The sequence below is a fragment of the Pseudazoarcus pumilus genome (assembly GCF_002872475.1).
GTDB classification, from domain to species: Bacteria; Pseudomonadota; Gammaproteobacteria; order Burkholderiales; family Rhodocyclaceae; genus Pseudazoarcus; species Pseudazoarcus pumilus.
The window spans coordinates 634,797-650,111 of record NZ_CP025682.1 but is presented as its reverse complement, the minus strand read 5'-3'; the positions used below and the strand labels follow the sequence as shown (position 1 = coordinate 650,111).

General features: G+C 62.7%; 30 protein-coding genes. 1 reads left to right on the top strand and 29 read right to left on the bottom strand.

What is annotated here, in order from left to right; translation table 11 throughout:
• Nucleotides 1–28: 28 nt before the first annotated feature.
• Nucleotides 29–1,048 carry a UDP-glucose 4-epimerase GalE gene (gene galE, locus C0099_RS03135; protein ID WP_102246099.1) on the bottom strand — a complete coding sequence of 340 codons (1,020 nt, stop codon included), beginning with the start codon at nt 1,046–1,048 and terminating at the stop codon, nt 29–31.
• A 68-nt stretch (nt 1,049–1,116) separates the two neighbouring features.
• On the opposite strand from galE, the gene C0099_RS03130 reads away from it, so the two are divergent.
• Nucleotides 1,117–1,536 (top strand): RNA-binding S4 domain-containing protein, encoded by a 420-nt coding sequence (locus C0099_RS03130; protein ID WP_102246098.1) that lies wholly within the window; start codon nt 1,117–1,119, stop codon nt 1,534–1,536.
• A gap of 71 nt (nt 1,537–1,607) precedes the next feature.
• Here the strand turns inward: C0099_RS03130 and rplQ are convergent, their stop codons facing one another.
• The 28 genes from rplQ to rplC all read right to left on the bottom strand — a co-directional run bounded on the left by rplQ (nt 1,608) and on the right by rplC (nt 15,183).
• Nucleotides 1,608–2,021 carry a 50S ribosomal protein L17 gene (gene rplQ, locus C0099_RS03125; RefSeq protein WP_102246097.1) on the bottom strand — a complete coding sequence of 138 codons (414 nt, stop codon included), beginning with the start codon at nt 2,019–2,021 and terminating at the stop codon, nt 1,608–1,610.
• A 27-nt stretch (nt 2,022–2,048) separates the two neighbouring features.
• A complete protein-coding gene (locus tag C0099_RS03120; protein WP_102246096.1) occupies nt 2,049–3,029 on the bottom strand; it encodes a DNA-directed RNA polymerase subunit alpha in 981 nt (326 codons plus the stop codon).
• Nucleotides 3,030–3,070: 41 nt separating this feature from the next.
• Nucleotides 3,071–3,700 (bottom strand): 30S ribosomal protein S4, encoded by a 630-nt coding sequence (rpsD, locus tag C0099_RS03115; RefSeq protein WP_102246095.1) that lies wholly within the window; start codon nt 3,698–3,700, stop codon nt 3,071–3,073.
• Nucleotides 3,701–3,726: 26 nt separating this feature from the next.
• Nucleotides 3,727–4,116: a 30S ribosomal protein S11 gene (gene rpsK, locus C0099_RS03110; RefSeq protein WP_102246094.1), complete on the bottom strand. Its 390-nt coding sequence runs from the start codon at nt 4,114–4,116 to the stop codon at nt 3,727–3,729.
• Nucleotides 4,117–4,129: 13 nt separating this feature from the next.
• The gene (gene rpsM, locus C0099_RS03105; RefSeq protein ID WP_102246093.1) at nt 4,130–4,495 is read right to left on the bottom strand and encodes a 30S ribosomal protein S13; all 366 of its coding nucleotides are present in this window, start codon (nt 4,493–4,495) and stop codon (nt 4,130–4,132) included.
• Nucleotides 4,496–4,551: 56 nt separating this feature from the next.
• Nucleotides 4,552–4,665 carry a 50S ribosomal protein L36 gene (rpmJ, locus tag C0099_RS03100; protein ID WP_102246092.1) on the bottom strand — a complete coding sequence of 38 codons (114 nt, stop codon included), beginning with the start codon at nt 4,663–4,665 and terminating at the stop codon, nt 4,552–4,554.
• A 24-nt stretch (nt 4,666–4,689) separates the two neighbouring features.
• On the bottom strand, nt 4,690–4,908 hold the full coding sequence (gene infA, locus C0099_RS03095; protein ID WP_102246091.1) for a translation initiation factor IF-1: 219 nt from the start codon (nt 4,906–4,908) through the stop codon (nt 4,690–4,692).
• Nucleotides 4,909–4,912: 4 nt separating this feature from the next.
• Complete coding sequence (gene secY / locus C0099_RS03090) at nt 4,913–6,238, bottom strand: preprotein translocase subunit SecY (RefSeq protein ID WP_102246090.1); 1,326 nt, start codon at nt 6,236–6,238, stop codon at nt 4,913–4,915.
• A gap of 17 nt (nt 6,239–6,255) precedes the next feature.
• Nucleotides 6,256–6,693, bottom strand: coding sequence for a 50S ribosomal protein L15 (gene rplO / locus C0099_RS03085; protein WP_102246089.1), 438 nt, complete (start codon nt 6,691–6,693; stop codon nt 6,256–6,258).
• Nucleotide 6,694: 1 nt separating this feature from the next.
• Nucleotides 6,695–6,877 (bottom strand): 50S ribosomal protein L30, encoded by a 183-nt coding sequence (gene rpmD, locus C0099_RS03080; RefSeq protein ID WP_102246088.1) that lies wholly within the window; start codon nt 6,875–6,877, stop codon nt 6,695–6,697.
• Between the two features lie 3 nt (nt 6,878–6,880).
• Entirely contained in the window at nt 6,881–7,405 is a 525-nt protein-coding gene (gene rpsE / locus C0099_RS03075; protein ID WP_102246087.1) for a 30S ribosomal protein S5, read from the bottom strand.
• Nucleotides 7,406–7,417: 12 nt separating this feature from the next.
• Nucleotides 7,418–7,771, bottom strand: coding sequence for a 50S ribosomal protein L18 (gene rplR / locus C0099_RS03070; protein ID WP_102246086.1), 354 nt, complete (start codon nt 7,769–7,771; stop codon nt 7,418–7,420).
• An 11-nt stretch (nt 7,772–7,782) separates the two neighbouring features.
• The gene (rplF, locus tag C0099_RS03065; protein WP_102246085.1) at nt 7,783–8,316 is read right to left on the bottom strand and encodes a 50S ribosomal protein L6; all 534 of its coding nucleotides are present in this window, start codon (nt 8,314–8,316) and stop codon (nt 7,783–7,785) included.
• A gap of 9 nt (nt 8,317–8,325) precedes the next feature.
• A complete protein-coding gene (rpsH, locus tag C0099_RS03060; protein ID WP_102246084.1) occupies nt 8,326–8,721 on the bottom strand; it encodes a 30S ribosomal protein S8 in 396 nt (131 codons plus the stop codon).
• Nucleotides 8,722–8,733: 12 nt separating this feature from the next.
• Complete coding sequence (gene rpsN / locus C0099_RS03055) at nt 8,734–9,039, bottom strand: 30S ribosomal protein S14 (protein ID WP_102246083.1); 306 nt, start codon at nt 9,037–9,039, stop codon at nt 8,734–8,736.
• Between the two features lie 7 nt (nt 9,040–9,046).
• The gene (gene rplE, locus C0099_RS03050) at nt 9,047–9,586 is read right to left on the bottom strand and encodes a 50S ribosomal protein L5 (protein WP_102246082.1); all 540 of its coding nucleotides are present in this window, start codon (nt 9,584–9,586) and stop codon (nt 9,047–9,049) included.
• A gap of 9 nt (nt 9,587–9,595) precedes the next feature.
• A complete protein-coding gene (gene rplX / locus C0099_RS03045) occupies nt 9,596–9,913 on the bottom strand; it encodes a 50S ribosomal protein L24 (protein ID WP_102246081.1) in 318 nt (105 codons plus the stop codon).
• A gap of 12 nt (nt 9,914–9,925) precedes the next feature.
• Nucleotides 9,926–10,294 (bottom strand): 50S ribosomal protein L14, encoded by a 369-nt coding sequence (gene rplN / locus C0099_RS03040; protein ID WP_102246080.1) that lies wholly within the window; start codon nt 10,292–10,294, stop codon nt 9,926–9,928.
• 163 nt (nt 10,295–10,457) lie between these two features.
• The gene (gene rpsQ / locus C0099_RS03035) at nt 10,458–10,724 is read right to left on the bottom strand and encodes a 30S ribosomal protein S17 (protein WP_102246079.1); all 267 of its coding nucleotides are present in this window, start codon (nt 10,722–10,724) and stop codon (nt 10,458–10,460) included.
• A complete protein-coding gene (gene rpmC / locus C0099_RS03030) occupies nt 10,721–10,915 on the bottom strand; it encodes a 50S ribosomal protein L29 (protein ID WP_102246078.1) in 195 nt (64 codons plus the stop codon). Before rpmC ends, rpsQ begins: the two co-directional genes overlap by 4 nt.
• Nucleotides 10,916–10,917: 2 nt before the next feature.
• Complete coding sequence (gene rplP, locus C0099_RS03025) at nt 10,918–11,331, bottom strand: 50S ribosomal protein L16 (RefSeq protein WP_102246077.1); 414 nt, start codon at nt 11,329–11,331, stop codon at nt 10,918–10,920.
• Nucleotides 11,300–12,136 carry a 30S ribosomal protein S3 gene (gene rpsC / locus C0099_RS03020; RefSeq protein WP_102246076.1) on the bottom strand — a complete coding sequence of 279 codons (837 nt, stop codon included), beginning with the start codon at nt 12,134–12,136 and terminating at the stop codon, nt 11,300–11,302. The genes rplP and rpsC overlap by 32 nt, the downstream gene beginning before the upstream one ends.
• A gap of 9 nt (nt 12,137–12,145) precedes the next feature.
• The gene (rplV, locus tag C0099_RS03015) at nt 12,146–12,475 is read right to left on the bottom strand and encodes a 50S ribosomal protein L22 (RefSeq protein WP_102246075.1); all 330 of its coding nucleotides are present in this window, start codon (nt 12,473–12,475) and stop codon (nt 12,146–12,148) included.
• 9 nt (nt 12,476–12,484) lie between these two features.
• Nucleotides 12,485–12,760, bottom strand: a complete 276-nt coding sequence (gene rpsS / locus C0099_RS03010; RefSeq protein ID WP_102246074.1) for a 30S ribosomal protein S19 — start codon at nt 12,758–12,760, stop codon at nt 12,485–12,487.
• 10 nt (nt 12,761–12,770) lie between these two features.
• A complete protein-coding gene (gene rplB / locus C0099_RS03005) occupies nt 12,771–13,598 on the bottom strand; it encodes a 50S ribosomal protein L2 (protein ID WP_102246073.1) in 828 nt (275 codons plus the stop codon).
• 6 nt (nt 13,599–13,604) lie between these two features.
• A complete protein-coding gene (gene rplW, locus C0099_RS03000) occupies nt 13,605–13,910 on the bottom strand; it encodes a 50S ribosomal protein L23 (protein WP_102246072.1) in 306 nt (101 codons plus the stop codon).
• Nucleotides 13,907–14,527: a 50S ribosomal protein L4 gene (rplD, locus tag C0099_RS02995; RefSeq protein WP_102246071.1), complete on the bottom strand. Its 621-nt coding sequence runs from the start codon at nt 14,525–14,527 to the stop codon at nt 13,907–13,909. The genes rplW and rplD overlap by 4 nt, the downstream gene beginning before the upstream one ends.
• An 11-nt stretch (nt 14,528–14,538) precedes the next feature.
• A complete protein-coding gene (gene rplC, locus C0099_RS02990; RefSeq protein WP_102246070.1) occupies nt 14,539–15,183 on the bottom strand; it encodes a 50S ribosomal protein L3 in 645 nt (214 codons plus the stop codon).
• Nucleotides 15,184–15,315 lie beyond the last annotated feature (132 nt).

Here is a 15,315-nt window from a genome sequence, read left to right as displayed (position 1 = left end):
CTCCGCAATCATTCAGTTCCGTTACCGCTCAGCTCAGGTAGCCGTCCGGATTCGTTTCCTGCCAGCGCCAGGCATCCGCGCACATATCCGCGAGCCCGCGCCGTGTACGCCAGCCCAGCACCGCCGCCGCGCGCGAGGCGTCGGCCCAGCATTCGGCGATGTCGCCCGGCCGGCGCGCAGCGACGCGGTACGGGATTTCACGTCCGCTCGCGCGCTCGAACGCGGCAAGCATCTCGAGCACACTGTACCCCTGCCCGGTGCCCAGATTGAGCGTCGTCAGCCCGCGCATGCGTGGCAGACATTCCACCGCGCGCACATGACCTTCGGCCAGATCGACGACATGAATGTAGTCGCGCACACCCGTTCCGTCGGCTGTCGGGTAGTCATCGCCGAACACCTGGAGTTCCGGCAGTCGGCCGACAGCGACCTGGCTCAGATAGGGCATCAGGTTGTTCGGCACACCCCGCGGATCCTCGCCGATGCACCCGGACGGATGCGCACCGACCGGGTTGAAGTAGCGCAGCACGATCACCGACCAGTCATCGCCGGCCGCAACCACATCCGAGAATGCCCGCTCCATCATCCATTTCGACCAGCCGTAAGGATTGGTCGGCGCCAGCGGAAAATCCTCGCGCACCGGCACCGCAAAGGGCTCGCCATACACCGTCGCCGACGAACTGAAGACGATGTCGCGCACACCCGCCGCATGCATCGCCTGCAGCAATGCGATGGTCCCGCCCACATTGTTATCGTAGTACGTCAGCGGTTGCGCGACGGACTCAGCGACCGATTTGAGCGCTGCGAAATGCACCACCGCGTCGATCTGGTGAGCGGAGAAAATTCGCTCAAGGGCCTGACCATCGCGCACATCTGCACGATAGAAGGCCGCGATCGGCCGTCCGGCAATCTGCGCCACGCGCTCGAGTGCCACCCCGTGCGCATTGCACAGATTGTCGACGACGACCACTTCGTGGCCCGCAGCCAACAGCGCGACACAGGTGTGCGAACCGATGTAGCCGGCACCGCCGGTCACGAGCACACATGCCATGCCGCCCTCCGTACAATGAAAGTTATGGCGCGTACCTGCGCCGCATCGATATGGCGAGAATACCAGTCATGCCCAGCAGCAGACATCTGCAACAGAGCGCCGCACCCACGCCGGAGGCGGTACGCGTCGACAAATGGTTGTGGGCGGCGCGCTTCTACAAGACCCGCAGCCTCGCGACCCAGGCCATCGACGCCGGGCACGTGCGTGTCAACGGGCAGCGCAGCAAGCCCGCGCGCGAACTGCACCGCGGAGACCTGGTGCACATCACGCGCGGCAGCCTCGAAATCGAGTTCAAGGTGGAGGCACTGTCCGCCGTTCGCGGCCCCGCGCCGGTCGCGCGCACCCTGTACGCCGAGACCGAAGAGAGCATCGCGCGACGCGCAGCGGCGGCCGAACTGCGTCGGCTCGCGCCGGTGGCCGCACCGCATGGCGGTCGACCCACCAAGCGCGACCGCAGGCGCATCGAACAGTTTCGCGGCGACGACTGACGTCCTCGCGCGCAAAAGCAAAGGGGTCCCTCGCGGGACCCCTTTTTCGCAATGCTGGCGGAACGCCGTGCTCAGGCGGCCGCTTCCTGCTGCGCAGGCTCTTCGACGGGCGAGCCTTCACCCTCATCGGGACGATCGAGCAGTTCGATCAGCGCCATCGGCGCGTTGTCGCCATCGCGGAAGCCGAATTTCAGGATGCGCAGATAGCCGCCGTTGCGATTGGCGAAGCGCGGACCCAGTTCGTCGAACAGCTTGACCACCATGTCGCGGTCGCGCAGACGATTGAACGCCAGGCGACGATTGGCCACCGACGGCTTCTTACCGAGGGTGATCAGCGGTTCGACGACGCGGCGCAGCTCCTTTGCCTTGGGCAGCGTGGTCTTGATGACCTCGTGCTGCAGCAGCGAATTGGCCATGTTGCGGAACATCGCCTGACGGTGGCTGCTGGTCCGGTTCAGCTTGCGAAGACCGTTACGGTGACGCATTTCTCTACCTCACTGTACCGACACGTCTCAACCGAGCTTTTCGAGCCCGGCCGGCGGCCAGTTTTCAAGTTTCATCCCGAGTGTGAGCCCGCGCGTGGCCAACACTTCCTTGATCTCGTTGAGCGACTTGCGACCCAGGTTGGGGGTCTTGAGCAGCTCGGTCTCGGTGCGCTGGATCAGGTCACCGATGTAATAGATGTTCTCTGCCTTGAGGCAGTTGGCCGAACGCACGGTCAGTTCGAGATCATCGACCGGGCGCAGCAGCACCGGATCGATGGTCACGCTTTCGACGCGCTCTTCGACCGGCTCGGTGCCTTCGAGCTCGGCGAACACCGAGAGCTGGTCCATCAGCACGCGCGCGGCGTAACGAATGGCCTCTTCGGGGTCGACCGCGCCGTTGGTTTCGATGTCGATGACGAGGCGATCCAGGTCGGTACGCTGCTCGACACGAGCGCTCTCGACCAGATAGCTGACACGACGCACCGGGCTGAACGAGGCGTCGAGCATGATGCGTCCGATGCTCTTGCTCTCGGCACTGACCGGACGCGTGTTGGCGGGCTCATAGCCGCGCCCCTGCTCGATCTGCACTTCCATGTCCAGCTTGCCGCCCGGCGCCAGATGCGCGATGACGTGATCCGGGTTGATGATCTCGACGTCGTGACCGATCTCCAGATCGGCCGCGGTGACCACGCCCTCACCCTCGCGGGCAAGACGCAGCGTGGCCTCGGAGCGGTTGTGCAGCTTGAGCACCACGCCCTTGAGGTTGAGCAGCACATCGACGATGTCTTCGCGAATGCCGTCGAGCGTCGAGTACTCGTGCAGCACGCCCTCGATGGTCACTTCGGTCGGTGCACAACCGGGCAGCGACGACAGCAGGATGCGACGCAGCGCGTTACCCAGCGTATGGCCGAAACCACGCTCGAACGGCTCCATCGTCACGCGCGCCTGCACAGGCGAAATATTGTGCACGTCGATGATGCGCGGTTTCAGCAGTGAATTGCTTTGCATCAGCAGTTCCTCGGGCCTTGGTTCCTCGTGGGAACCGGGATTTAGCGGGAGTAGAGTTCGACGACGAGGTTCTCGTTGAGCGTCGGCGGCAACTCGCTGCGCTGCGGATAGGCCTTGAAGGTGCCCTTGCCGGCCTTGGCATCGACCTCGATCCACTCGGGATAGCCACGCGAACTGGCCGCCTCGAGCGCCGCCTTGACACGCAGCTGACCGCGCGCGGCTTCGGTGAGTTCGACCACGTCACCCGGCTTGACGATGTAGGACGGGATATTGACGCGCTTGCCGTTGACCAGAATCGAATTGTGACGCACGAGCTGACGCGACTCGGAACGCGAGGCGCCGAATCCCATGCGGTACACGACCGAGTCGAGACGACCTTCGAGCAGCTGCAGCAGGTTCTCGCCGGTCTGGCCACGGCGGCGGTCGGCTTCAGCGAAGACACGACGGAACTGGCCTTCGAGAATGCCGTACAGACGCCGGATCTTCTGCTTTTCGCGCAACTGCACGCCATAGCCCGAGAGGCGATGGCCGGAGCGCTGACCATGCTGACCCGGCGCGTACGAGCGACGCTCGATCGCGCACTTGTCGGTAAAGCACTTCTCGCCCTTGAGGAACAGCTTCTCGCCTTCGCGACGGCACTGACGGCACTTGGGATCCAAATTACGAGCCACGATTTACTCCTTGATAATGCGCCACGTCAGATACGACGCTTTTTGGGCGGACGGCAGCCGTTGTGCGGGATCGGCGTGACATCGGTGATGCTGGCGATCTTGATGCCGAGTGCGTTGAGCGCACGCACGGCCGACTCGCGACCCGGGCCGGGGCCCTTGATGCGCACTTCCAGATTCTTGATGCCGCATTCCACAGCGGCCTTGCCGGCAGCCTCCGCGGCCACCTGGGCGGCGAACGGCGTGCTCTTGCGCGAGCCCTTGAAGCCGGCACCACCGGACGTCGCCCACGACAGGGCGTTGCCCTGACGATCGGTGATCGTGATGATGGTGTTGTTGAAGCTCGCGTGCACGTGGGCAATGCCCTCGGCCACGTTCTTCTTGACCTTCTTGCGAACCTTCGCAGTCGTCTTAGCCATTATTTACCCCTGATCACTTCTTCTTGCCGGCGATGGCCTTGCGGGGCCCTTTGCGCGTGCGTGCATTGGTTCGCGTGCGCTGACCGCGCAGCGGGAGGCCTCGACGATGACGAAAGCCGCGATAGCAGCCCAGGTCCATCAGGCGCTTGATGCTCATGGTCACTTCGCGACGCAGGTCACCCTCGACGACGAATCTGCCAACGCCATCGCGCAGCTGATCCATGTCGGATTCGGTGAGATCCTTGACCTTCACCGCACGGGCGATACCCGCCTCATCGCAGATTTTCTGGGCACGGGTGCGGCCGATGCCAAAAATGGCAGTCAGCGCGATCTCGACGTGCTTGTGGTTCGGGATGTTAACCCCAGCGATACGGGCCATCTCGGCTATACCCCAAAAAGCGAAACGTTAAATTGTAATCCGGGTTGATCCGCGGATCAACCCTGCCGCTGCTTGTGACGCGGTTCGGAGCAAATCACGCGAACCACGCCCTTGCGACGGACGATCTTGCAATGGCGGCACAGCCGCTTTACCGAAGCCTGAACTCTCATTTCACCACTCCTCGTACTTTCGAATCATTTCGTCCGGAACACGATCCGGGCCTTGCTCAGGTCGTAGGGTGTCAGCTGCACCGTGACCTTGTCTCCCGGAAGAATCCGGATGTAGTGCATGCGCATCTTTCCGGAGATGTAGCCCAGCACCACATGGCCGTTTTCCAGCCGGACGCGAAACGTCGCATTCGGGAGGTTTTCAATGACCTCCCCCTGCATCTCGATGACGTCTTCCTTGCTCATCGCCTTAGCGGGTCGGCAATCCGCCCGGGCCCTTGAAGTTCGCCTTCTTGAGCAGGCTCTCGTACTGGTGCGACATCACATGCGACTGCACCTGGGTCATGAAGTCCATCGTCACGACCACGATAATCAGAAGCGACGTCCCGCCGAAGTAGAACGGCACGTTCCAGCGCAGGATCAGGAACTCCGGCAACAGGCACACCGCGGTGATATAGACCGCACCGACCATGGTCAGGCGGGTCAGGATCTTTTCGATGTAGCGCGCCGTCTGGTCTCCCGGACGGATCCCCGGCACGAAGGCCCCGCTCTTCTTCAGATTGTCTGCCGTCTCGCGCGGATTGAACACCAGCGCGGTGTAGAAGAAGCAGAAGAAGATGATCGCCAGCGCATACAGCAGCACGTAGATCGGCTGGCCCGGCGACAGCGTCGACGAGATGTCGCGCAGCCAGATCATCCCTTCCGAGGAGCCGAACCACTGCCCCAACGTCGCCGGGAACAGAATGATGCTCGAGGCGAAGATCGGCGGGATTACGCCGGCCATGTTCAGCTTGAGCGGCAGGTGCGAACTCTGGCCACCATAGACCTTGTTGCCGACCTGACGCTTGGCGTAGTTGACCAGGATCTTGCGCTGACCACGCTCGACGAACACCACGAAGCCGGTCACCAGCACCACCAGCACGCAGATCACGAGCGCCGTGAAGGGGTGCATGCCGCCGGTGCGCACCAGTTCGAACAGCCCACCAATGGCACTGGGCAGACCCGCGACGATACCGGCGAAGATGATCAGCGAGATGCCGTTGCCGATGCCGCGCTCGGTGATCTGCTCACCCATCCACATCAGGAACATCGTGCCCGTCACCAGCGTGGTGACCGTAACGAAGCGGAACATCAGCCCCGGATCGAGCACGAGCCCGGCCTGCGTCTCGAGGGCGATCGAAATGCCGATGCCCTGCGCGAGCGCCAGCACCAGCGTGCCGTAGCGCGTGTACTGCGTGATCTTGCGCCGACCGGCCTCGCCCTCCTTCTTGAGCTGCTCCATCGAAGGCACGGCCACCGTCACGAGCTGCATGATGATCGAAGCCGAGATGTACGGCATGATCCCCAGCGCGAAGATCGTGAAACGCGACAGCGCGCCGCCCGAGAACAGGTTGAACACCCCGAGGATGCCGCCCGCCTGCGTCTGGAACAGCTCGGCGAGCCGGTCCGGATCGATGCCCGGCACCGGGATGTGCGCCCCGAGACGGTAGACGATGAGGGCGCCGAGGACGAACAGCAGACGACGTTTCAGGTCGCCGAATCGTCCCGTGCTTCCCAGCGCTGCGCTATTTGCCACTGTGCCTTCCCTTGACCTTATTCGGCCGAGACGGAACCGCCGGCAGCCTCGATGGCTGCGAGCGCACCCTTGGTCGCGCCGATACCGCGCAGCGTGACCTTGCGATTGATCGTGCCCGACACCATCACCTTGGCCGAGAGCGAATCAGCCGGAATCACGCCGGCCTGCTTGAGCACCAGCAGATCGATCTCGTCGACCGGCAACTTGTCGATCTCGGACAGTCGCACCTCGGCGTTGCGCGCCTTGGTCATCGAAACGAAGCCACGCTTGGGCAGGCGGCGCTGCAGCGGCATCTGACCGCCCTCGAAGCCCACCTTGTGAAAGCCGCCAGCGCGGGACTTCTGCCCCTTGTGGCCGCGACCGCAGGTCTTGCCCAGGCCGGAGCCGATGCCGCGACCGACGCGACGCGCAGCCTTCTTCGAACCCTCGCCGGGTTGGATGTTATTGAGTCGCATATCAGCCCTCACACTTCAGGAGGTACGAAACCTTGTTGATCATCCCGCGGATCTCGGGGGTGTCCTGCAGCTCGACCGAATGATTCAGGCGACGCAGACCCAGGCCACGCACCGTTGCACGGTGGGATTGCTTGGTACCGATCACGCTCTTCACGAGCGTGACCTTGAGTTTCTTGTCCGCCATCGATTACCCCACAATCTCTTCGATACTCTTGCCGCGCTTGGCCGCGATCTCGGCCGGCGTGTTGATCGCCAGCAGACCGTTGATGGTCGCGCGCACGACGTTGTACGGATTGGTCGAGCCGATGCACTTGCAGATCACGTCGGTCACACCCATGACCTCGAAGACAGCACGCATCGGGCCGCCGGCGATGATGCCGGTACCGCTGGGCGCGGGCTGCATGAGCACGTGGGCTGCGCCATGCCGGCCGATCACCGTGTGCTGCAGCGTGCCGTTGCGCAGCGACACCTTGGCCAGCTTGCGCCGGGCCTCATCCATCGCCTTCTGCACGGCGACGGGCACTTCGCGGGACTTACCCTTGCCCATGCCGATGCCGCCATCGCCGTCGCCGACCACCGTCAGCGCGGCGAAGCCGAGGATGCGGCCGCCCTTGACGACCTTGGTGACGCGATTGATGGAGACCATCTTCTCGCGCATGTTGTCGTCGCGCTCTTCAGCGGCAGGCGCTCGTTTGCTTTGTTGCTTGGCCATACGAATCCTCGCTTAGAACTTCAGACCGCCTTCGCGGGCTGCATCGGCCAGCGCCTTGACGCGACCGTGATAGAGAAAACCGGCGCGGTCGAATGCGACCTGCTCGACACCGGCGGCCTTGGCGCGCTCGGCGATCAGCTTGCCGACCGCCATCGCGGCTTCCTTGTTGGCCCCGCTCTTGAGCTGGGCACGGACGTCTTTTTCCACCGTGGAAGCAGAGGCGAGAACCTTCGAACGGCAAGCCGAAATGATCTGCGCATAGATATGCGCATTCGTACGGTTGACCGTCAGACGAACCGCTTTGAGTTCCGCGAGCTTGGCCCGGGTTTTGCGGGCACGACGCAGACGAGCTTGTTTTTTGTTCATGAAAACCGCCCTTACTTCTTCTTGGTTTCCTTGAGCACGATCACCTCGTCCGCGTAGCGAACGCCCTTGCCTTTGTAGGGCTCGGGTTGGCGATATGCCCGCACTTCGGCCGCGACCTGGCCAACCTGCTGCTTGTCGATTCCCTTGATCAAGACCTCGGTCTGAGTCGGGGTTTCTACTTTCACGCCAGCCGGCATCTGATGCACGACCGGATGCGACAAGCCGAGCGTCAGGTTGAGCTTGTCGCCCTGGGCCTGCGCGCGATAACCGACGCCGACGAGCTGGAGCTTCTTCTCGAAGCCCTTGCTCACACCGACGACCATGTTGTTGACGATCGCACGCGCGGTACCGGACATCGCGTGGGAATTGGCCACACCGGCGTTCGGCTCGAAGGTCAGCAGTTCGCCGTCACGCGCGATGGCAACGACGTTGCCGAAGTCGTGCGAGAGCTGGCCCAGCGGCCCCTTGACGGCGACCTGACCCGCATTGACCGTCACTTCCACACCTGCGGGAAGCTTGATCGGATCCTTGGCTACACGAGACATGACAACTCCTTAGGCGACGTAGCAGAGCACTTCGCCGCCGACACGACCGGCGCGCGCTGCGCGATCGGTCATGACGCCGCGCGGCGTCGACACGATGGCGACACCCAGGCCGTTCATGACACGGGGAAGCTTCTCGCTACCCTTGTAGATACGCAGGCCGGGGCGACTGACGCGCTCAATGCGCTCGATGACCGGACGACCGGCGTAGTACTTGAGACCGACGTCGAGTTCCGGCTTGCCGGAGTTCTCGCGCACAGACCAGGAGTCGATATAACCCTCGTCCTGCAAAACTTTCGCGATCGCGACTTTCAGCTTCGAGCTCGGCATGGTGACCGTAGCCTTTTGCGCCTGCTGTCCGTTACGGATGCGCGTCAGCATGTCGGCGACAGGATCGGACATACTCATTTCATACCCTCCTTACCAGCTCGCCTTGGTCACGCCGGGCACCTCGCCGCGGAACGTCAGCTCACGCAGTTTGTTGCGACACAGACCGAATTTACGGAACACGCCACGCGGACGACCCGTCAGCGTGCAGCGGTTCCGCTGGCGCACCGGACTCGCATTGCGGGGCAGTTGCTGCAGCTTCAGACGCGCGGTCATGCGCTCGTCCTCGGACAGACTGCTGTCCTTGATCTGGGCCAGCAAAGCCGCACGCTTGGCCGCAAACTTGGCCGCAAGCTTGCGGCGCTTTTCTTCTCGATTGATCAGAGCCAGTTTCGCCATGTCAGCCTCAATTCTTGAACGGGAACTTGAACGCCGCGAGCAACGCCTTGGCTTCCTCGTCGGATTTCGCGGTCGTCGTGATGCTGATGTTCATGCCACGCAGCACGTCGATCTTGTCGTACTCGATCTCCGGGAAGATGATCTGCTCCTTGACGCCCATGTTGTAGTTTCCACGGCCATCGAAGCCCTTTCCGGATACGCCACGGAAGTCACGAACCCGCGGGATCGCAACTGAAATCAGGCGATCGAGAAACTCGTACATGCGAGGTCCGCGCAGGGTCACCATGCATCCGATCGGATAGCCGTCACGGATCTTGAAACCGGCAATCGACTTGCGGGCCTTGGTCACGACGGGCTTCTGTGCCGCGATCTTGGCCATGTCGCCGACTGCGTTCTCGAGGATCTTCTTGTCGCCGACGGCCTCACCGACACCCATGTTCAAGGTGATTTTGGTGATCCGCGGAACTTCCATGACCGACTTGTAGCCGAAGCGATCCTTCAGCACGGCCATGACCTCGTCCTTGTAATACTCTTGCAAGCGCGCCATCGTCACTCCTTAGGCGTCAACCAGTTCGCCGTTCGACTTGAAGAAACGCACCTTGCGGCCGTCTTCGAGCGTCTTGATTCCAACTCGGTCGGCTTTCTGCGCCGTCGGGTTGAACAGGGCTACATTGGAAACGTGAATCGGCATCTCTTTCTCGACGATGCCACCGGTCTCGCCCTTGAGCGGATTCGGGCGAACGTGCTTCTTGACGCGATTCACTCCCTCGACGACGAGATGCTCGTCATCGACCCGGCGCACGACCACGCCGCGGCGACCCTTGTCCTTGCCGGCCAGGATCGCGACCTCATCACCTTTTCGGATCTTCTTCATTCCGCTAACCCCTCAGAGGACTTCCGGCGCGAGCGAGACGATCTTCATGAACTTCTCGGTACGCAGCTCACGCGTGACCGGCCCGAAGATACGGGTGCCGATCGGCTCGAGCTTGTTGTTGAGCAGAACCGCCGCATTGCCGTCAAACTTGACGAGCGAACCGTCCGGGCGGCGAACGCCCTTGGCGGTACGGACGACGACCGCATTGAGCACGTCGCCTTTCTTGACGCGTCCGCGCGGAGCGGCGTCCTTGACGGTCACCTTGATGATGTCCCCGATGCCGGCGTAGCGGCGCTTGGACCCACCCAGGACCTTGATACACATCACCGAACGCGCGCCGGAATTGTCGGCCACGCCCAGCTTGGACTGCATTTGGATCATGAAATTTTCTCCAACTTAACCCGCCGTGGCGGTCAGTCTTGGAACCCGTAAGGGTAGGACGCCCGCTAGGCAGGGCGGCAGAAGCAAAGACCGAGCAGTATATCGGCAAGGCACTTCATGCGCAAGCCTTTTGCTGCCCGGATCCTGGCGACCATCCGCTAGATCAGATGATGCGCGCTTTTTCGACCACCTTGGCGACACGCCAGGCCTTGGTCTTGGAGATCGGACGGCACTCCTCGATCTCGACCAGGTCGCCGGCTCCGGCAGCGCCGTCACCGTCGTGCGCGTGATACTTCGCCGACTTCGTCATGATCTTGCCGTAGAGCGGATGCTTTACTCGACGCTCGACCAGCACGGTCACGGTCTTTTCCATCTTGTCGCTGACGACCCGGCCGACCAGGCGTCGCGTGTTCTGAGTCGTTTCGGTCATTTCTGCACCGCCTTTTCACGCATCAGCGTACGCACGCGCGCAATGTCGCGACGCACTTTGCGCAGTTGGCCCGTGTCACCGAGCTGTTGAGTTGCATGCTGCATGCGCAGCGAGAACTGCGCCTTGAGCAGCTCGAGCAACTCCTTGTCCAGACCGCCAAGATCCTTGGCGCGAAGTTCGCTAGCTTTCATGATCACCCCAAGTGACGATGGACGAACACGGTCGCGAAGGGAAGCTTCGCGGCGGCAAGGCGAAACGCCTCGCGCGCAAGTTCTTCGCTGACGCCGTCCATTTCGTACAACACCTTGCCCGGCTGAATCTCGGCGACCCAATACTCCGGGTTGCCCTTGCCCTTGCCCATGCGCACCTCTGCGGGCTTGGTCGAGATCGGCTTGTCCGGGAACACGCGGATCCAGATGCGACCGCCCCGCTTGATGTGACGGGTCATGGCGCGACGGGCGGACTCGATCTGACGTGCGGTCAGACGACCACGCGTAGTGGCCTTGAGCCCGAACTCGCCGAAACTGACCTTTGCGCCACGCGTGGCGACACCGGTGTTGCGGCCCTTCTGTTCCTTACGATACTTCCTTCTCTTCGGCTGCAGCATCGCCTACTCCCGCTTTCTTCGTACGTGCACCGCTCGCGTCGGCGTCCGATTGATCCGTCGTTACCGCACGGCGTCCGGTGCGCTTCGCACCGCGTCCGTCACCCGCGTCGTTGCGCGGCGCACGGCGGCCCTTGCGACCCTCGTTCTCGCTGTCGGCGACCACCGGCTTCTCGTTGCGGCCGAGCATTTCGCCCTTGTAGACCCACACCTTGATGCCGATGATGCCGTACGTCGTCTTGGCCTCGGAGAAACCGTAGTCGATGTCCGCACGCAGCGTGTGCAGCGGCACACGGCCTTCCCGATACCACTCGGTACGCGCGATCTCCGCGCCATTGAGACGACCCGAACTCATGATCTTGATGCCCTGGGCGCCGAGGCGCATGGCGTTCTGCATTGCACGCTTCATCGCGCGGCGGAACATGATGCGCTTCTCGAGCTGCTGGGCGATCGAATCGGCCACCAGCTGCGCGTCGACCTCGGGCTTGCGAACCTCTTCGATGTTCACATGCACCGGCACGCCGATGATCGCCTGCAACTCGCGCTTGAGCTTCTCGATATCCTCGCCCTTCTTGCCGATGACCACACCCGGACGGGCCGAGAACAGCGTGATGCGCGCATTCTTGGCGGGACGCTCGATGATGACCTTGGCGACCGACGCGTGCGCAAGCCGCTTCTTGAGAAAGTCACGGACCTTGACGTCCTCGGCGAGCATGGTGGCGTAGATACCGCTCGGAGCGAACCAGCGCGACGTCCAGTCATGCGTGACCGCGAGACGGAATCCGGTCGGATGAATTTTCTGACCCATAGTTGCTCCTTACTCCCCGACCGACACGTAGATATGGCAGGTGGGCTTGAGAATGCGGTTGCCCCGGCCCTTGGCGCGCGCGGTGAAGCGCTTGAGCGTCATGCCTTCCTCGACGCTGATCGTCTTGAGCTTCAGCGTGTCGATGTCGGCGCCGTCGTTGTGCTCGGCATTGGCAATCGCGGACTCGACCACCTTGCGGATGATCTCTGCGCCCCTCTTCGGCGAGAAGGCGAGAATGTTGAGCGCCTGATCCACCGGCTTGCCTCGCACCATGTCCGCGACCAGCCTGCCCTTTTGGGCGGACAGTCGGACACCGCGAAGAATCGCTCTGGTTTCCATGATCTCTCCTTACCTCTTCGCCTTCTTGCTCGCGGCATGACCCTTGAAGGTCCGCGTGAGCGCGAATTCACCGAGCTTGTGGCCGACCATGTTCTCGGAAATGAACACCGGAACATGCTGGCGACCGTTATGTACCGCGATCGTGAGGCCGACAAAATCCGGCAGCACCGTCGAGCGGCGCGACCAGGTCTTGAGCGGACGCTTGTCGTTGGACGTGCGCGCGGCGTCGACCTTCTTCAGCAGGTGCCCGTCGACGAACGGGCCTTTCTTTACGGAACGTGCCATCTTTTACCTCTTATCGCTTGTAGCGGCGCTGCACGATCATCTTGTCGGTGCGCTTGTTGCTGCGCGTCCGGAAGCCCTTGGCCGGCTGACCCCACGGGCTGCGCGGAACGCCGCCCTCGCCGGTGCGGCCTTCGCCGCCGCCGTGCGGGTGATCGACCGGGTTCATCGCGACGCCGCGCACTGTCGGACGAATACCGCGCCAGCGGTTGGCGCCGGCCTTGCCGATCTTGCGCAACGAGTGCTCGGAGTTGCCGACCTCGCCAATCGTGGCGCGGCACTCGACATGCACGCGACGCACCTCACCGGAACGCAGGCGAACCTGCGCGTACGAACCCTCGCGGGCGAGCAACTGCACGGAAGCTCCGGCCGCACGGGCGATCTGCGCACCCTTGCCGGGCTGCAATTCGATGCAGTGGATCGTCGTACCGACCGGAATATTGCGGATCGGCAGCGTATTGCCCGGCTTGATCGGCGCCTCGGAACCGCTGACGACCTGCTGGCCGACCTCGAGGCCGCGCGGCGCGATGATGTAGCTGCGCTGACCATCGGCGTAGCAGATCAGCGCGATGTTCGCCGAGCGGTTCGGGTCGTACTCGACGCGCTCGACCTTGGCCTGAATGCCGTCACGCATGCGACGGAAATCGACCACGCGATAGTGCTGCTTGTGACCACCGCCCTTGTGGCGAACGGTGATGCGGCCGCCGTTGTTGCGACCGGCGTGCTTGCTCTGCTTCTCGACCAGGCTCGCGTGGGGACGGCCCTTGTGCAGGCTGTCATTGACAACCTTGACCATCGCCCGGCGGCCGGCGGAAGTGGGTTTGACTTTTACCAGTGCCATGATTGATTACTCCCCGGCCGCAAAGTTGATTTCCTGGCCCGGCTTGAGGCTCACGAAAGCCTTCTTCCAGTCCTTGCGGCGGCCGGAAATGCGACCGAAACGCTTGGTCTTGCCCTTGACGTTGGCGATCTGCACTCCCGCGACCTCAACCTTGAAGAGCAACTCGACCGCGGCCTTCACTTCCGGCTTGGTCGCCGAGGAATGCACCTTGAACACGACCTGCGAGTTGCGATCCGCGATCAGCGTCGCCTTCTCGGAGATCTGCGGCGCGAGCAGCACCTGCATGAGACGCTCTTGACTGAATCCGCTCATTGCCAGACCTCCTCCATCTTGGCCAGCGCACCCTTGGTGACAAGCACCTTAGGGAAATTCACCAGCGACACCGGATCCGCCTCGGACACCTCGAGCACCAGAACGTCGTGCAGGTTGCGCGACGCCAGGAACAGGTTCTCATCGAAGGCATCAGTGATCAGCAGCGCGGAATCCACGCCCAGGCCCTTGAGCTTCTGCGAGAACAGCCTGGTCTTGGGCGCCTCGAGTGCGAAATCGTCGATCACCACCAGACGCTCTTCACGCGCGAGCTGCGACAGGATCGTCGCGACGCCGGCGCGGTACATCTTGCGGTTGACCTTTTGCGAGAAATTCTCGTCGGGGCGGTTCGGAAATGCACGACCGCCTCCACGCCAGATCGGGCTCGACGACATGCCGGCGCGGGCACGGCCCGTACCTTTCTGACGCCACGGCTTGCGCGTCGAGTGCTTGACCTCGGCGCGATCCTTTTGCTTGCGATTGCCCGAGCGCGCGTTCGCCATGTAGGCGACTACGATCTGGTGCACCAGCGCTTCGTTGTAATCTCGACCGAACAGCGAGTCCGACACCTGCAGCGTCGAAGCCTGCTCGCCATTGTCGTTCAGGAGCTTCAATTCCATATCACCCCCGCTCAGCTCGCAGCCTTGACCGCAGGACGGACGAGCACGTCGCCACCCTTCGATCCCGGCACCGCCCCTTTGATCAGGAGCAATTGACGTTCGGCATCCACACGCACGACTTCCAGACTCTGCGTCGTGCAGGTGACCGCGCCCAGATGACCCGCCATGCGCTTGCCCGGAAACACGCGACCCGGGTCCTGCGCCATACCGATCGAACCCGGCGCGTTGTGCGAGATCGAGTTGCCGTGCGAAGCGCGTTGGGACGAGAAGTTGTGGCGCTTGATCGCGCCAGCGAAGCCCTTGCCGATGGAAGTGCCGGTGACGTCGACCTTCTGACCGACCTCGAACACGTCGACACCGATCACGTCGCCGGGCTTGAGGCTGGCGAGCTTTTCGGCATCGACGGTGAATTCCTTCAGCACGCTACCGGCTTCGACACCCGCTTTCGCGCAGTGACCGGCGAGCGACTTGTTCACGCGGCTCGCGCGGCGCGAACCGAATGCCACCTGGACCGCGGCATAGCCGTCGCTCTCAGGCGTCTTGACTTGGGCGACACGATTGTTCGACACGTCAAGCACCGTCACTGGAATGGAACGACCATCCTCGGCAAAGATGCGAGTCATGCCGACCTTGCGCCCGACAAGGCCTAGACTCATTTTATTCTCCTGAATCCCGGCTTCGATTGGCCGGGATCATCTAGAACAGCACAGCACACAATTTCTGCGCACCACCTGCGCAGCAGCCAACTGGCCACTTTGTTGCGCCGGAAAACGCAAAGGCCGGATTAT

What these genes read in the sequence shown, in the direction of transcription:
- galE (WP_102246099.1), bottom strand. Translation starts at nt 1,048, where the DNA reads ATGGCATGTGTGCTCGTGACCGGCGGTGCCGGCTACATCGGTTCGCAC.
- C0099_RS03130 (WP_102246098.1), top strand. Translation starts at nt 1,117, where the DNA reads ATGCCCAGCAGCAGACATCTGCAACAGAGCGCCGCACCCACGCCGGAG.
- rplQ (WP_102246097.1), bottom strand. Translation starts at nt 2,021, where the DNA reads ATGCGTCACCGTAACGGTCTTCGCAAGCTGAACCGGACCAGCAGCCAC.
- C0099_RS03120 (WP_102246096.1), bottom strand. Translation starts at nt 3,029, where the DNA reads ATGCAAAGCAATTCACTGCTGAAACCGCGCATCATCGACGTGCACAAT.
- rpsK (WP_102246094.1), bottom strand. Translation starts at nt 4,116, where the DNA reads ATGGCTAAGACGACTGCGAAGGTTCGCAAGAAGGTCAAGAAGAACGTG.
- rpsM (WP_102246093.1), bottom strand. Translation starts at nt 4,495, where the DNA reads ATGGCCCGTATCGCTGGGGTTAACATCCCGAACCACAAGCACGTCGAG.
- rpmJ (WP_102246092.1), bottom strand. Translation starts at nt 4,665, where the DNA reads ATGAGAGTTCAGGCTTCGGTAAAGCGGCTGTGCCGCCATTGCAAGATC.
- infA (WP_102246091.1), bottom strand. Translation starts at nt 4,908, where the DNA reads ATGAGCAAGGAAGACGTCATCGAGATGCAGGGGGAGGTCATTGAAAAC.
- rplO (WP_102246089.1), bottom strand. Translation starts at nt 6,693, where the DNA reads ATGCGACTCAATAACATCCAACCCGGCGAGGGTTCGAAGAAGGCTGCG.
- rpmD (WP_102246088.1), bottom strand. Translation starts at nt 6,877, where the DNA reads ATGGCGGACAAGAAACTCAAGGTCACGCTCGTGAAGAGCGTGATCGGT.
- rpsE (WP_102246087.1), bottom strand. Translation starts at nt 7,405, where the DNA reads ATGGCCAAGCAACAAAGCAAACGAGCGCCTGCCGCTGAAGAGCGCGAC.
- rplR (WP_102246086.1), bottom strand. Translation starts at nt 7,771, where the DNA reads ATGAACAAAAAACAAGCTCGTCTGCGTCGTGCCCGCAAAACCCGGGCC.
- rplF (WP_102246085.1), bottom strand. Translation starts at nt 8,316, where the DNA reads ATGTCTCGTGTAGCCAAGGATCCGATCAAGCTTCCCGCAGGTGTGGAA.
- rpsH (WP_102246084.1), bottom strand. Translation starts at nt 8,721, where the DNA reads ATGAGTATGTCCGATCCTGTCGCCGACATGCTGACGCGCATCCGTAAC.
- rpsN (WP_102246083.1), bottom strand. Translation starts at nt 9,039, where the DNA reads ATGGCGAAACTGGCTCTGATCAATCGAGAAGAAAAGCGCCGCAAGCTT.
- rplE (WP_102246082.1), bottom strand. Translation starts at nt 9,586, where the DNA reads ATGGCGCGCTTGCAAGAGTATTACAAGGACGAGGTCATGGCCGTGCTG.
- rplX (WP_102246081.1), bottom strand. Translation starts at nt 9,913, where the DNA reads ATGAAGAAGATCCGAAAAGGTGATGAGGTCGCGATCCTGGCCGGCAAG.
- rplN (WP_102246080.1), bottom strand. Translation starts at nt 10,294, where the DNA reads ATGATCCAAATGCAGTCCAAGCTGGGCGTGGCCGACAATTCCGGCGCG.
- rpsQ (WP_102246079.1), bottom strand. Translation starts at nt 10,724, where the DNA reads ATGACCGAAACGACTCAGAACACGCGACGCCTGGTCGGCCGGGTCGTC.
- rpmC (WP_102246078.1), bottom strand. Translation starts at nt 10,915, where the DNA reads ATGAAAGCTAGCGAACTTCGCGCCAAGGATCTTGGCGGTCTGGACAAG.
- rplP (WP_102246077.1), bottom strand. Translation starts at nt 11,331, where the DNA reads ATGCTGCAGCCGAAGAGAAGGAAGTATCGTAAGGAACAGAAGGGCCGC.
- rpsC (WP_102246076.1), bottom strand. Translation starts at nt 12,136, where the DNA reads ATGGGTCAGAAAATTCATCCGACCGGATTCCGTCTCGCGGTCACGCAT.
- rplV (WP_102246075.1), bottom strand. Translation starts at nt 12,475, where the DNA reads ATGGAAACCAGAGCGATTCTTCGCGGTGTCCGACTGTCCGCCCAAAAG.
- rpsS (WP_102246074.1), bottom strand. Translation starts at nt 12,760, where the DNA reads ATGGCACGTTCCGTAAAGAAAGGCCCGTTCGTCGACGGGCACCTGCTG.
- rplB (WP_102246073.1), bottom strand. Translation starts at nt 13,598, where the DNA reads ATGGCACTGGTAAAAGTCAAACCCACTTCCGCCGGCCGCCGGGCGATG.
- rplW (WP_102246072.1), bottom strand. Translation starts at nt 13,910, where the DNA reads ATGAGCGGATTCAGTCAAGAGCGTCTCATGCAGGTGCTGCTCGCGCCG.
- rplD (WP_102246071.1), bottom strand. Translation starts at nt 14,527, where the DNA reads ATGGAATTGAAGCTCCTGAACGACAATGGCGAGCAGGCTTCGACGCTG.
- rplC (WP_102246070.1), bottom strand. Translation starts at nt 15,183, where the DNA reads ATGAGTCTAGGCCTTGTCGGGCGCAAGGTCGGCATGACTCGCATCTTT.